We start from the raw sequence: 14,202 nt of genomic DNA on the forward strand, positions 1-14,202 counted from the left end.
TAACAAACAAGGTTGTTTTTCTTATGGACGTCTTGCAGCTTTTGGTTTTTTACCATGAAGTTTTTTCTTGGCATTCTTCAAGGCTGTCAAAGCATCTTTCACATCTTGTTGGCTTGCTCCTGGATTTGAAAGGATGGTTTGTGCATCCTTGAAGGCTACTAGGTAAGCTTCTTTTTCTTCATTTCCAGCATAGATGAATTTAGCATTCTTTTCTTGGAACTTCAATTCTTCCTTGATGTATTTTTCAAGACTTGAAAAATCAGTTGCTTTCCCGTTTAATTTTCCTTCTGCACGGCTAAGCTCAGCAAGTGCTTGATTGATTTGTTCTTGTTTCACAGTTGGATCAACTGCAAGCAAGGCTACTGTTTGGAAAGCACGATCGTAGTCGCGACGTACTTTTTCTTTGGCATTGGCATAACGACCAGTTTTTGTCGTAGCATCGTAAGCCTGCATAGCTTCTTTCAAGGCCGCAACGTTTGAATCTTTCCCATCCAAAGCTTGGCTGGCAGCTTCAAGACTAGCTAGAGCTTGGTTGACTTGCTCTTGACTAACCTTGTTGGTCAAGGCTGCTTGGGCCGCTTGCAAGGCTTGATCATAGGCTTCCTTCTTATCCGCACTGGCATTGAAGTATTGCGCTGTCTTTGTAATATCTGCTTGGTTGTTCAAAGCAGCTAAGAGATCCACTTTTGAGATCACTCCAATACGATAATTGTTGTTGCGTCCTGCGACAACTGAGATCACTGGTGCTTCCTCAGCTAGTTCATAGCCTGTAGGAAGAGTTGCAACCAAGGTATATTGACCAGTTGCTACAGATTTACCAAAGCCATTTTTACCATATTTTTCAGCTGGCAAGACAAAGTTTTCACCATCTGCCCCTTTTAATACGATCGTAGCTGCTTTTGAAACCGGTTGATCAAAGCTGATGCTAACTGGCGCGTATTCTAAAGTATTGGCAAGAAAAGCAATCGTTTGGAAACTATTATCCTCTGTCAAATCAAATTCTTGCGTCAAGCTGCTGACAAATTTCACTTCTGTACGATCATACGTAAAGATTTCAGCAGTATAATGACCAAAGTTCAAGAAGTTAATATCTTTTGTCTTATCAACTGACACGTATTGGCCCTTGCTATCTTTGATTCGGTAAACATACATAGTATCCAAATCTTTGTTCGTTTTAGCGTCACGAACTGCAATTTGAACCCGACCACTATTTTGATCCCGAACTAAATCAGCTAGTGAAACATAATCTACGTTCCCCGCAAAGTCTTCTACATAGTAGTAGATATTCTTCTTATCGATGTTTTCAGGAAGATCGAAGCTACCATCTGCATTGGCCTTGATCACATGGTAATTTTCAAGCGCACGTGTACCATTCTTATCTTCACTGGTTTGGACCATTGTCCCCTGATCATCAAATGGAGTCACATAGACGAGTTTTTCAGTTAAGATACCACCATCGCCAACATCTTTGGCTTTACGTGCTACAAACTGTTGAGCCCCATCTTTGAAACGGATATATCCAGATGTGATCACTGGTTTTTGAGTATCGACTTGAACCTTGAAGGTTGTTGATTGCTCCTCAGCTCCAGGAACCATTGGGGTGTAACGAATGACATAATCATATACACCATCTGCTACTGCTTTCCCATTTGCATCGGTACCATTCCAAGCAGTGTTATCTAGTGTATAGCTGCGTGGGTTCTTTTCATTGCCATCAAAGAAGTTCTTACGATGATCAGATGGAGTTCCTTCCCACAGTGGATTTTTATGTTCCGTATCGCTTGCTGCATAGACAGCTGCATGAAGGTTTTCAATGTTTCGAAGAGCAACCGTCTTGTATTCAACGAGGTCTTTATTTCCATCTTCATTTGGTGAAATGGCAATGCGAACATTTCCATTCTCATCTAGTTGAAGAGCATGAGTTCCTTCCGCATTTTCTTCAATACCAAGAACGGTAATCCGACGACCATCTCGTTTCCCTTGTGTAAGGAGAAGGTCATTTTGAAGGGTGACAAGCGCAGAAACATTGGCACTAGATGAGATATTCAAATTTTTTGGAACATGATAGTAGAAGCCATCTTTTCCTTCACGAACCAAATCATAGATTGGTTTTTCAACAGCTGGAAGGTTTTGGAATTCTCCCTTGAATCCCATAAATGGCAAGCTAACTACATCCCCATCATCTGCTGGATCGACAAAACGAACAAATCCTTCAAGGAAATAGCCATTTGGCATTTCTTTGCTTAATTCTTCAGTGAATTTACTTGTGTCTACTTTCACTGTAACTGTTTCAGAACTATGTGCTTTCACGGTTACTTCAGGCCAAGCAGTTTCTGTTAATTTACGTGGACGAAGGGTAAATTTACCATCCTTCACTTCATCTGTGTCAGTATTCACCAACATTTTCAAGGTACGATCGGTATCTGAAATATTGTGGACTGTGACATCAAAGGTAAAGCTATCTCCAACATTACCAAGAGTGACGCTTGGATAGTTGTTTTCACCAGTCACATACAAGTCTGTTGAAACGGCTGCGGCTGTATCGACAACCCCTGCACCTTGTTGACGTGGAGAAGTATAGACACCAGTTTCTTTGTCAACATGTGGTTTGGCTGTAGACATAATCAAGGCTTTCACAGTTGCAGAAACTTGTTCTGGAGTCAATTCTGGATGGTTCTTCACAAGGTATTCTTTAACCAAGGCTGCCACACCTGCTACGTGAGGAGAGGCCATACTTGTACCACTCATATCCCCATAGGTATTGTCATTTAAAGAAGAAAAGATATTCCCACCAGGTGCTGTGACATCTGGTTTCAACTGACCATCGGTTGTTACTCCCCAACTTGAGAAATCAGACAATTGATCTGCCTCTGGAGATGGACGGTTGGCCATAGTATTGTTAAAGACAATTTTGTAGGAACCTGCCTTAAGAGCTTCCCCATAACGTTTTGAAATAAAGACAGATGGGATCTTTTTCGCATCTCCTTCAATTGCCATTCCAAGGTTCGATCCTTCCACATTATTGTAGACCAAAGCTCCTGCTGCACCATGATGGAAGGCATTGGCAATCTTTTCTGAGAATGGAATTTCCCCGCGTTGGATTAAGGCTAATTTACCGGTAAGATCCAGATCTTTGAAATCATCTTCTTTTCCAAGACCAACTGACACATATTCGTACTCTTTGCCTTTTTCAAAATCAGCGTCTGCAGCAGATTTACTGTAATCAAACTTCCCGTTATCTACTTCTGCATTACCTTCCAAACCTTTGACTTCAAAAACCTCTGTGGTAATGATTTTATTATTGATTGAAGCAACAGAAATAGAGTCCTCTACCGTTGATGGATTTCCAACCAAACCGTAATCTGGATTTTCTGCTGCTGGTCTAGAATAACCATTCCCAAAAGTATTGCTATTTCCTGCAGAAATTAAGACAGATACGCCTTTAGCGCGCGCCCGTTTAATGGCATCCACAATATCTGAATCCGCATTGACCGTAGAACCAGTCGTAGAACCAAGACTCATGTTGATAGTATCTGCACCAAGAGCTACAGCATCATCAATTGCTTTTACATAAAGAGCAGATCCCGTTGTTTTTTGGCGATCTGAGAAGACACGCATAAACATAACTTGCGCTTCTGGTGCTACACCATAGATCTTTTCTCCGTTTCCTGCTGCTTTATCAGGATTCCCTGTTGCAATCCCTGTAACGTGCATCCCATGAGAATCTCTTTCGGCCTCTTTGATATTGTCGGTCCCATCAAAGTAGTCATAGGCATAGACAACCTTGTCGTTGTACCATTTACCATAATCAATTCCTGCTGCTTTCTTAGCAGCTTCGATTTCTCCTTGGTTTTTAAACTTAGCTTTTGAAGGATCGGTAATCCGAAGAACCTCGTGGTTCACATCCAAACCAGAGTCGATGACGGCGACAACCATCCCTTCCCCTTTATAACCTTGCTTCCAGGTTTGGGGAACAGTAATAATTTCGTCACTTTCGATGCTTTGAGGTTTTTCAGCTGCCTCATGGCGATTCGTTGTTTCTGAACTTGTCGCAGAAGCCACTTCTGTTGCTTTTTCTACAGGTTTTTCTGCTACTTCCGGTTTTGTTTCTGGAACAGCAGCTGCTTCTTTCGGAGCTTCTGTTTTTTCAATAAGAGCTGCTTCTGTTGTATTCGTTGTCTTTGCAGCAACTGTTGCTTCTTTTGCAACTGCTACTTTCTCACTAGCAACTGCTGTATTTGCTTCTGTTGCTTGTGAATGCTCTTCTTCAGCAGGTGCCTGTTGAGTAGTGGCTACAAGCTGTGTTCCAGCACTCGTTTGGTTAGCCGCTTGTTCTTCAGCACTCGCTTGTGCAGATCCAAATACCAAAACAGCCCCTAATAAAACTGAGGCTACACCAAATTTGTATTTTCTTAATGAAAAACGTTCTTGTCTATTCATAGAAACTCCCCTTTTATTTTAATAGTAACTATTATAACGCAAAATTATCTGAAAATTCATTCAAAAAACAAAATGTAACACAAATGTAACATTTACGAATGTTACTAACTGTTAATTTATTTTCGTTCGGAAAAATGTAAATTAGTATGGGAAAGTATTATAGAACGTCTGTTTTTGTTGGAGTTTTAAAATTATTTAATCCTTGAAAGGATTTTAAAAACCGAGAACGAAACTGTCCTCGGTTTTCATTAATGAATAGAAATTCTCTCTTAAAAATCTTTGGTGTCCGGATCTGGTGCACCTGCTTCAACCGGAAGATGGCGAAGGAGTTCCATATCATCTGCCGTCAATTCAAAATCAAAGCAATTTAAATTACTCGCAATCCGCTCAGGTGTAACCGATTTTGGCAGTGGAAGGAAACCTTCTTGCAAACTCCAAGCCAAGGCTAGTTGAGCGACGGTCTTTCCATATTTAGTAGCCATTTCTTTTACTTGTTCATTTTGGAACAATTCTCCTTGGCCAAAAGGTCCCCAAGCCTCTAGTAAAATGCCATGCTTACGACTTGATGCAATGACTTCACTTTGGTACACCCCAGGTGCTAGACGAATTTGGTTCACAGCCGGAATGACCCGAGCTGTTTCAAGGAGGGCTTCCAAATGATGAGGCAGAAAATTGCTAATACCAATAGCTCGAACCTTGCCAGCAGCTAGCATATCTTCCATTGCCCGCCAAACCTCAGCATTTCGTTGTTTCCAAGCATCATTTTCTCGAAGGGGTTTTGGATTTGGCCAATGAATCAAATAAAGATCTACATAGTCCAAGCCTAGTTTCTCAAGAGACTCTTCCAAAGCAGCTTGAGCGTCTTCATAAGTGTGGTGAGTATTCCAAAGTTTGGTGGTAATAAACAGGTCTTCGCGCGCAAGACCACTGTCTTTAATGGCCCGGCCCACACTCTCTTCATTCTGATAAATCGCAGCTGTATCGATATGGCGATAACCTGCTTTTAATGCAGCTAAGACAGCTTGATAGGCTTCTTCTCCATCCGCTGCTTTCCAGGTTCCAAATCCCAATACAGGAATCTCCACCCCATTATTTAAACGATAATGATTCATTTTTTCTTTCCTTTCTTCGATTTCGGTTTCTTAGGCCCTCGAAGCTTGAGCTCTGGCTTAAAAATATTTTTCTTGGTTGGCTCCATCTTCTTGCTATAAAAACTATAGAGTAAAAATGCCCCACCAACAATCACAATAAAGATATTTTTTCTTACAATCCCATAGAGCAAGAAAAAAATTCCCATCAATAAAAAACGTATATCAATTGCCTTCATAAACTACCTCACATTTCAATTCCCATTATAGCATGAAAAGACAGCATTCACAAAATTGCACTACCATTGGTAAACAAAAACCTCTCTAGGTATGACCTAGAGAGGAAGTATTCTATCTTTAATTCTTGAATCTAGTTCGTAGCCTGGTAACGTTTGACCCCATCGAGATAGGTCGCAACCAGATCCAAATTTTGATCAAGAACGATGAAGTCCGCATCATACCCTTCGCGAATTTGACCACAAACATCATCAATATGGACTGATTTTGCCGGATTGAGGCTGGCCATCATCACTGCTTCGTGAGGGTTAGCAATCCCCCACTCTACAACATTTTTTAATCCATCTTTCAATTTCAAGATTGAGCCAGCTAGATTACCAGTTGATTTCAAGCGAGCCGTCCCTTCAGCGACCACAACCGGGAATTCCCCAAGCATGTAGTCCCCGTCTTCTAAGCCCCCAGCTGTCATACAGTCCGTAATCAAGGCAACATTTTCTTTTCCTTTTTGTTTCATCAGGATATCACACGCTAGCGGATCCACGTGATGGCCATCACAGATCAACTCTGCTGTTGTATGAGGCAACTCATACATAGCACCAACCATACCGAGTTCACGGTGCGTCAAACCACGCATACCATTGTAGGCATGCACCCAGACACTCGCACCTGCATCTACCGCTTTTTTAGCTTCTTCAAAAGTTGCATTGGAGTGTCCCAAAGCAACAGTCACCCCTTCTCCTGTAATGGTCCGAACAAAGTCTTCTACACCTTCACGCTCAGGAGCAAGGGCAATCTTATTCAACAGACCATTGGCAGCTTTTTGCCAAGCCCGGAATTCTTCCATACTTGGATCCTTCATATAAGATGGGTTTTGAGCTCCCTTGTATTTTTCTGTAAAATAAGGTCCTTCAAAATAAATCCCGCGAATCTTAGCTCCTGTTGCTTCTTTGTATCGTGCACCGATATTTTCAGTTACTGCCAAAAGTTGTTCGTAAGAGGAAGTAAGGGTCGTAGGCAAAAAGCTCGTAACCCCTGTACTCAAGAGCCCTTCACTCATGGTATGGAGAGTGCCTTCGATATTATTATCCATCACATCTACCCCACCAAATCCGTGAATATGGGTATCTACGAGGCCAGGCGCAATGCTGTAACCAGAATAATCCAGCACATCCGCACCTTCTGGTAAGCTTTCCACATGTTTTCCAAACTTGCCATCAACAAGCTCCAAATAGCCTCCGCGGCGAACCCCATGTGGGTAATAAAATTGATCTGCTTTAATATATGTAGACATAAAATCGTCCTTTCCATTGTAGGAACTGTGTTCCATTTATATTCATACATATTATAACGCTTTCACTTCCATTTGTAAATGGTCTAGACCTATTTTTGAATAGAATCCAACAAAAAACAGAGTAAGCTTCCTACTTACTCTGTTTGACGTTCCTTAAATTTGCTCGATTTGTACTTTTTCAGCCAGATTCATGGCATGGTCTGCAACTCGTGTATAGTGAGAAATAATATCAATAAAGTTCACTCCGGCTTGAGGTGTACATTCACCTTGGTTCAAACGACGAATATGGGTTTTCCGAAGTCTTTTCTCCAACTTTTCAATTGCCTCGTGACGTGCTACCAATTGGTTTGCAAGACTCACATCATTGTTCTCAACAGCTTTTAAGGCATCCTCTACAAATTGATGGGTTTGGTTGTAAATATCTTCCAATTCAGCCAAGGCCGCTTCTGAAAAGACCACTTTCTTACGAATTAAATAATCGGTCAGATTGATCAAGGCTTCCGCGTGATCTCCAATCCGCTCCAAATCCCGTGAAGAATCCAAGATATTGGTGAGAACTTCACTTTCTCTCGGACTCAAGGCTTCACTTGACAAACGAATCAGGTAGCGAGTCAAATCATCATCGATGGTATTGATGGCTTCTTCTGTCTTATGACCCTTTTCAGCTGTTTTCTCATTTTGATGAACAATATAATCATAAGAGAGGCTAAAGGCTTTATCTGCATATCCACCTAAATGAAGCAACTCTTTTTTCGCATTTCCAAGAGCAATCGAAGGTGCTTGAGTGATCAAATTTTCATCCAAGTAGAGCGGTTCATATTTGACAACCTCGTCCTCACCAGGAATCAGCTTGGTCACAAAGTATGCCAAAGCTCCAATGAATGGGAACTGGATGATGGTATTGGTTATATTAAAGGTTCCGTGAGCAAAGGCTATGGTCATTTCTGGGGATAAATGAAGAGTCGTTTCAAACCATTGAATCAAAGAGGTAAACGGAACAAGGAAGACAAGACAGATAATGGTTCCGATAACATTAAAGGCTACATGGGCACCTGCCACACGTTTGGCCGCAATATTAGCTCCCAAGGAAGCAATGATAGCTGTAATGGTCGTTCCGATATTATCACCAAAGAGAACTGGGAGGGCTCCTTTCAGGTCAATCAAATGACTAGCATAGAGATTTTGCAAGATACCAATGGTTGCAGAAGAGGCCTGAATCAAAAGTGTTAAGCCTGATCCAACAAAGACACCCAAGATAGGACTTTTACTTAACTGCACCATATAGTCACGAAAGACTTGCAAATCTTTAAGAGGTTCCATAGCCCCACTCATCAAGTTGAGGGCAAAGAAGATACCACCGACACCAAAAACGATTCGTCCAACATTATTAACCAAACGATTTTTGGTAAAGAAGAGACAAACCGCTCCGATAAAGAGCATGGGAAGAGCGTAGTCTCCTAATTTAAAACCAATGATAAAGGAGGTAATAGTCGTTCCAATATTGGCCCCCATAACAATACCAATAGCTTGACGGAGGGTTAGAAGTCCTGCACTCACCAGACCGACCGTAATCACTGTAACCCCTGAACTCGACTGAATCAAGGCAGTCATCCCAATCCCTACTAGAACCCCTAGAAAGGGATTACTCGTATATTTATCAATATAGTATCGAAGTCGATCTCCTGCAGCCTGTTGCAAGCCTTCTCCCATGGTTTTAATACTATAGAGAAAGAGCCCCAGGCCTCCCAAAAAGTTAAATACAATTTCCTGCCAGTTAATCGACATGTTCATTCCTCCAAATTTGAGATCAGAAATAAAACTCCTCTCCTATTGTAAAGGATAATTTCCAATCACACAAGAGATTTCTGTAAATTTCTATTATTTTTTGAAACCGTTTTTTCCTTCTGTTTTATTTTCCTCGTTTTAAGAGCCAAAAAAAGAGGGTGGAAAATTTCCAACCCGAGACTGTAGACAAACTATTCTTTTTTATAAATCTAATAAATTCTATAAAAAGAAATGTTACTCGTTAGAGTGATTCAATCATCTACTGAAACTTTTCGTCGTGAGAAAAGTACCTGAAACTTAATAGTTTCAGGTACTCGGAATTATTGAGACCTTAGGCTCAATAATTAGTCATGGAACTTCGAAGAAGTTCGCTGACGTCCGTACTCACCTAAGGAAAGTTTCTAAGAAGACTTTGTCTTTCAATCTGGGCGTGGAAAATTTCCAACCTCTCTAGTCTTTGTTCAAATTGCGTAACATCTCATCGATCTTGTTACCGTATTCGATAGACTCGTCTTTGACAAAAGTAAGATCCGGAATCTTGTACAGTTTCAAATTCCGACCTAATTCACGCTTGATGGTTCCTGTTGCTTTTTCAAGGCCTGTCTGAGCCTTTTGATTGTCTGAAGCCAAATCACTCATAATTGAATAATACACTTTGGCCATAGACAAATCACCTAGCATTTGAACATCCGTAATAGTAACGCCTTGAACACGCGGGTCACGGACTTTCTTTTGTAAAATCTCATTGACTTCACGCTTGATTTCCATCCCTACTCGATCTGTCCGAAAATGACTTGCCATAGGAACTCCTTTCTGCTTTGTGTTTAAAAACTAGGAAATCAGAGAAAAGTCCTCTTTTTTCCTAGTCAGCCTCTTATTTTTTAATTTCTTCCATGATGTAGGCTTCGATGGTATCATCTGTCTTGATATCATTGTAGCCTTCAATCATCAATCCACCTTCACGACCATTTGTCACTTCTTTGACATCATCTTTGAAGTGTTTCAAGCTTGCAAGAGCACCGTCATAGATCACGACACCGTCACGAATGACACGAACCTTGGAATCACGAGTGACCTTACCACTGAGGACCATAAATCCACCGATGGTACCCACTTTAGAGACTTTAAAGGTTTCACGGATAACTGCTTCCCCGATAATTTTCTCTTCAAACTCAGGATCCAACATTCCCTTCATGGCATCTTCCATTTCCTCGATCACCTTGTAAATGATTGAGTGAAGACGGATTTCTACCTCATCAGCTTCAGCTTGTTGACGAGCTTGTGGCGTAGGGCGGACGTTAAATCCAACGATAAAGGCATTAGATGCTTCCGCAAGAGTGACATCTGATTCATTAATGGCACCAACTGCTGAGTGAACGATGGTCACTTTCACACCTTCCACTTCAATCTTTTGAAGGGAAGCAGCAAGGGCTTCAACCGAACCTTGGACGTCGGCCTTGATAATGACATTAACAGATTTCACTTCACCAGCCTTCAAGGTATCAAAGAGATTTTCAAGGCTGACGCGGTTGGTTGCTTGACGTTGTTTCATCAGAGCACGTTTGGCACGTTCTTCACCAGCTGCACGCGCTGATTTTTCATCTTCATAAACCGCGAAGTGGTCACCCGCCATTGGCGCTTCGTTCAAACCAGTGATAGAAACCGGAGTAGATGGTCCTGCCACCTTCACACGACGTCCAAGGTCATTGGTCATGGCACGGACACGTCCAAAGGTATTTCCGACAACGATTGGGTCTTGAACATTCAAGGTACCTTGTTGAACAAGGAGGGTTGCGACCGCACCTTTTCCTTTATCCAAGCGCGCTTCGATAACAGTACCGATGGCACGAACAGTTGGATCTGCCTTGAGTTCTTGGATTTCAGCCACAAGAAGGACCGTTTCCAAGAGTTCATCGATATTTTGGTTGAACTTAGCTGAGATTTCTACAAATTCAGAATCCCCACCCCAGGCAGTTGACATAACTCCATGCTCTGCCAATTCACCGATGACACGCTCTGGATTAGCTCCTGGTTTATCGATCTTGTTGATGGCCACAATGATTGGGACATTGGCAGCTTTTGAGTGGTTGATAGCTTCGATAGTCTGAGGCATCACCCCGTCATCTGCCGCTACGACCAAGATGGTAATATCCGTAACAGATGCACCACGCGCCCGCATAGAAGTAAAGGCCGCGTGTCCAGGTGTATCCAAGAAGGTAATCTTCTTACCATTTTCCACGATTTGGTAGGCACCGATGTGCTGGGTGATTCCTCCCGCTTCACCTGTTGCTACACGTGAATTACGAAGGGTATCCAAAAGGGTCGTTTTACCGTGGTCAACGTGTCCCATGATGGTGACAACTGGTGGACGCTCTACCAACTCATCTGGATTCAAATAACCATCTTCAACGAAGAAGCGTTCGATATCGGCATTGTCCACTTCAACCTTTTTCTTGGCTTCAATTCCATAATCCACCATCAAGAGTTCAATCGTATCTCCATCCAGCGATTGGTTTTGAGTCGCCATGACTCCCATCATAAAGAGTTTCTTGACGATTTCAGCCGGTTCACGCTTGATGCGTTTTGCGATTTCTGCAACCGTCATTCCATCCGTATACTCAAATTCACTTGGTAATTCATGGAATTTACGCTCTGTTACTGGTTTTGGAGCATCATTACGGTTGTTCTTTCCTTTTTTATTTTTCTTATTGTTATTCCAGTTACTATTTCTCTGATTTCTCACTTGATTTTGACTATTTCGATTCCTTTGTTGTTTTCTTGGACCATCTTCTTCACGATCAAAATCATCGCGTTTCTTATCTGGTCGCGCTTGTTTCTTCCGACGTGTATCGACTTGAGCTGGAGCAGCAGCAACAGCTGGTTTTGTATGGTTCTCAACAGCTGGCTCCTGTACAGGTGCTTTCACTTCTGGTGCTTCTACCCGTTTCCGGCGCTGTTGACGTTCTTGTTCTGCTTTTGCAGCTTGTTGTTTGTAGCGATCTTCACTTCCACGTGCGTATTCAGCATTTTGTTCAGCTTTCAGTGCTGCTGCACGCGCTTTGAAATCAACTTTTGGTGCCACTTGGGGTTGTGCACTACGTCTTTGATCTGGTCGGTTATTGCGACGCTCAGAACCTTGATTTCGCTGTTCATTTCGCTCTTGTGGTCGTTGATTTCGGTTGTCACCATGACGCTGATTGTCTTTGCGATCACGTTTTGGACGATTGTCTTGTTGTTTCCTACGTTCAGCCTGTTCTTTTGCACGCGCTTCTCGTTCCGCTTTAAAGTTACGACTCTTTGGTTTAGCAGCTGGCGTTACTGATTTTGTCTCAGTTGCTCCTTCTTTTTTGACAGGCGCTGCTTCTTTTTTCTCTGCGACAGCCGTTGTCTTGGCAGCCACTTCTGCTACTTTCTTTTCGACTGTTTCTTTTTTCGCTGCAAAGCTCTTGATCAACTTTTCAGCAACATCAGTATCGACACTAGATGCATGACTCTTGACGTCAAAACCTAATTCTTTCGCACGAGTGACGACTTCCTTACTTTCCTTGCCCAATTCTTTGGCAATTTCGTATAATCTTTTCTTAGACAATTGCTGTCCTCCTCTTCTATTCCATAAGAGACCTCATTTTCTTTGAAAATCCAGCATCTACAACAGCGACGACCTTACGGGCACGTCCAATTGCAGTGCTTAATTCTAGTGTTGAAAACACGGTAGATACTTGAACCTCATAATAGCGACCCTTATCTGTCACCTTTTTTGTCAGGTTACTAGCTGCATCATTTGCCAGAAAAACTAATTTTGCTTTTTCTTCCTGGATGGCTTTGATCACGAGTTCTTCTCCAGAAATGAGTTTTCCTGCTCTTTGCGCCAAGCCCAACAAATTACTTATCTTTTGCTTATTCAAGGCCTAACTCTCTTCTCTTCACCTTATGATCTACATAAGCGATCAATTCATCATAGAAAGCTTCTTCCACTTCCATATTAAAGCTACGATTAAAAACTTTCTTTTTCTTAGCAAGTGCCGCTTCTTCATTGTCTAGCTTGATGTAAGCACCTCGACCATTGGCTTTGCCAGTTGGATCGATAAAGACTTGTCCTTCTTTATTTTTGACAATGCGGAGCAAATCGCGCTTATCAATAATTTCATTTGAAACGACAGATTTTCTTAAAGGGATTTTTCTTGTTTTTACCATTTTCCCTCCCTCTCTTAATCGACTTGCTCTTCGTCACTTTCTACTTGGTTTTCAAAAGTTTCTTGAGCTGCTTCCATTTCTTCGAACTCACTAGCTGATTTGATATCGATGCGGTAACCAGTCAAATGAGCCGCCAAACGAACGTTTTGACCACGACGACCAATGGCAAGAGATAATTTGTTGTCTGGAACCACAACGAGAGCATGTTTGCTATCTTCATCATCAAAAATAACTTGGTCCACTTCTGCAGGAGCGATCGCATTGTAGATAAATTCAGCTGGATCTGGAACCCATTCAATGACATCGATATTTTCTTCTGTCGGAACCATACGGTCTAATTTTTGATCGTATAGAGCTGGGTGGAACTTGCTGGTAATCTTTTTAATATTCGATCCACCACGACCAACGATAGTCCCAATCGCATCTACGTTTGGATTATGGCTACGAACCGCAACTTTTGTACGATCTCCAGCTTCACGCGCTACACTCATAATCTCAACAGTTCCATCATAGACTTCAGGAATTTCTTGTTCCATCAAACGTTTGATCATTTCAGGATGGCTTCGGCTAACAAAGACATTGACACCACGTGGATTATCTTCTACCTTGTAGACAAAGACTTCAATTCGATCATGAGATTGGAACACTTCTCCTGGAATTTGGTCTTGCTTAGACAATTGTGCTTCGATCGAACCAAGATTGACATAGATAAATCGATTGTCAAAGCGCTCCACCGTTCCACTCATGATTTCATTTTCATGTTCTTTATAAGTGTTATAGGTGATGGTGCGCGTTTGCTTACGCATTTTTTCCATGATCGTTTGTTTAGCAGATTGAGCTGCTACACGACCAAATTCAGCTGGTGCTTCTTCAAACTTGATCTTATCCCCCAACTCATAAGCAGAACTAATGGCCAAGGCATCCTTCAAGCTGATTTCTAAACGGCTATCAAAGACTTCATCCACCACTTCACGAACCGTATAAACACGGAAATCTCCAGTTTTTTCATTGAATTCAATCGCTGCACTTTCTGATTGTCCATAACGACGGCGATAAGCTGAACGCAATGATTCTGTGACGGCTTCGATGATATCTTCTTTTTTGATCCCTTTGTCTTCTTCCAAAATGCGGAAGGCTTCTAGCATTTCTTTACTCATGTTTTTCTTG

Annotated in this window: 9 protein-coding genes and 2 pseudogenes; all 11 read right to left on the bottom strand. The window is 41.9% G+C overall.

What is annotated here, in order from left to right; all coding sequences use genetic code 11:
• Nucleotides 1-21 precede the first annotated feature (21 nt).
• The 11 genes and pseudogenes from GMC92_RS07030 to nusA all read right to left on the bottom strand — a co-directional run bounded on the left by GMC92_RS07030 (nt 22) and on the right by nusA (nt 14,192).
• Nucleotides 22-4,440 carry a S8 family serine peptidase gene (locus GMC92_RS07030; RefSeq protein WP_155200055.1) on the bottom strand — a complete coding sequence of 1,473 codons (4,419 nt, stop codon included), beginning with the start codon at nt 4,438-4,440 and terminating at the stop codon, nt 22-24.
• Nucleotides 4,441-4,709: 269 nt separating this feature from the next.
• Entirely contained in the window at nt 4,710-5,552 is an 843-nt protein-coding gene (locus GMC92_RS07035; RefSeq protein WP_155200056.1) for an aldo/keto reductase, read from the bottom strand.
• Entirely contained in the window at nt 5,549-5,767 is a 219-nt protein-coding gene (locus tag GMC92_RS07040; protein WP_003018530.1) for a hypothetical protein, read from the bottom strand. Before GMC92_RS07040 ends, GMC92_RS07035 begins: the two co-directional genes overlap by 4 nt.
• A 131-nt stretch (nt 5,768-5,898) precedes the next feature.
• Complete coding sequence (gene nagA / locus GMC92_RS07045) at nt 5,899-7,056, bottom strand: N-acetylglucosamine-6-phosphate deacetylase (RefSeq protein WP_037608475.1); 1,158 nt, start codon at nt 7,054-7,056, stop codon at nt 5,899-5,901.
• Nucleotides 7,057-7,209: 153 nt separating this feature from the next.
• Entirely contained in the window at nt 7,210-8,841 is a 1,632-nt protein-coding gene (locus GMC92_RS07050; protein WP_155200057.1) for a Na/Pi cotransporter family protein, read from the bottom strand.
• Between the two features lie 450 nt (nt 8,842-9,291).
• Complete coding sequence (rbfA, locus tag GMC92_RS07055; RefSeq protein ID WP_003003976.1) at nt 9,292-9,642, bottom strand: 30S ribosome-binding factor RbfA; 351 nt, start codon at nt 9,640-9,642, stop codon at nt 9,292-9,294.
• Between the two features lie 73 nt (nt 9,643-9,715).
• Nucleotides 9,716-12,211, bottom strand: a pseudogene (gene infB, locus GMC92_RS07060) (translation initiation factor IF-2); the annotation flags it as partial.
• Between the two features lie 95 nt (nt 12,212-12,306).
• Nucleotides 12,307-12,430 (bottom strand): annotated as a pseudogene (locus tag GMC92_RS10935) (translation initiation factor IF-2 N-terminal domain-containing protein); the annotation flags it as partial.
• A gap of 16 nt (nt 12,431-12,446) precedes the next feature.
• The gene (locus GMC92_RS07065) at nt 12,447-12,746 is read right to left on the bottom strand and encodes a YlxQ-related RNA-binding protein (protein ID WP_003003969.1); all 300 of its coding nucleotides are present in this window, start codon (nt 12,744-12,746) and stop codon (nt 12,447-12,449) included.
• Nucleotides 12,739-13,035, bottom strand: a complete 297-nt coding sequence (rnpM, locus tag GMC92_RS07070) for an RNase P modulator RnpM (RefSeq protein WP_003010401.1) — start codon at nt 13,033-13,035, stop codon at nt 12,739-12,741. The genes GMC92_RS07065 and rnpM overlap by 8 nt, the downstream gene beginning before the upstream one ends.
• 14 nt (nt 13,036-13,049) lie before the next feature.
• The gene (gene nusA, locus GMC92_RS07075; protein ID WP_155200058.1) at nt 13,050-14,192 is read right to left on the bottom strand and encodes a transcription termination factor NusA; all 1,143 of its coding nucleotides are present in this window, start codon (nt 14,190-14,192) and stop codon (nt 13,050-13,052) included.
• Nucleotides 14,193-14,202 lie beyond the last annotated feature (10 nt).

It is taken from the genome of Streptococcus parasanguinis, from assembly GCF_009717775.1.
Classification (GTDB): Bacteria; Bacillota; Bacilli; order Lactobacillales; family Streptococcaceae; genus Streptococcus; species Streptococcus parasanguinis_AG.

Coding starts and splice junctions, on each gene's coding strand:
- GMC92_RS07030 (WP_155200055.1), bottom strand. CDS start 4,440: ATGAATAGACAAGAACGTTTTTCATTAAGAAAATACAAATTTGGTGTA.
- nagA (WP_037608475.1), bottom strand. CDS start 7,056: ATGTCTACATATATTAAAGCAGATCAATTTTATTACCCACATGGGGTT.
- nusA (WP_155200058.1), bottom strand. CDS start 14,192: ATGAGTAAAGAAATGCTAGAAGCCTTCCGCATTTTGGAAGAAGACAAA.
- rnpM (WP_003010401.1), bottom strand. CDS start 13,035: ATGGTAAAAACAAGAAAAATCCCTTTAAGAAAATCTGTCGTTTCAAAT.
- GMC92_RS07035 (WP_155200056.1), bottom strand. CDS start 5,552: ATGAATCATTATCGTTTAAATAATGGGGTGGAGATTCCTGTATTGGGA.
- GMC92_RS07050 (WP_155200057.1), bottom strand. CDS start 8,841: ATGTCGATTAACTGGCAGGAAATTGTATTTAACTTTTTGGGAGGCCTG.
- GMC92_RS07040 (WP_003018530.1), bottom strand. CDS start 5,767: ATGAAGGCAATTGATATACGTTTTTTATTGATGGGAATTTTTTTCTTG.
- rbfA (WP_003003976.1), bottom strand. CDS start 9,642: ATGGCAAGTCATTTTCGGACAGATCGAGTAGGGATGGAAATCAAGCGT.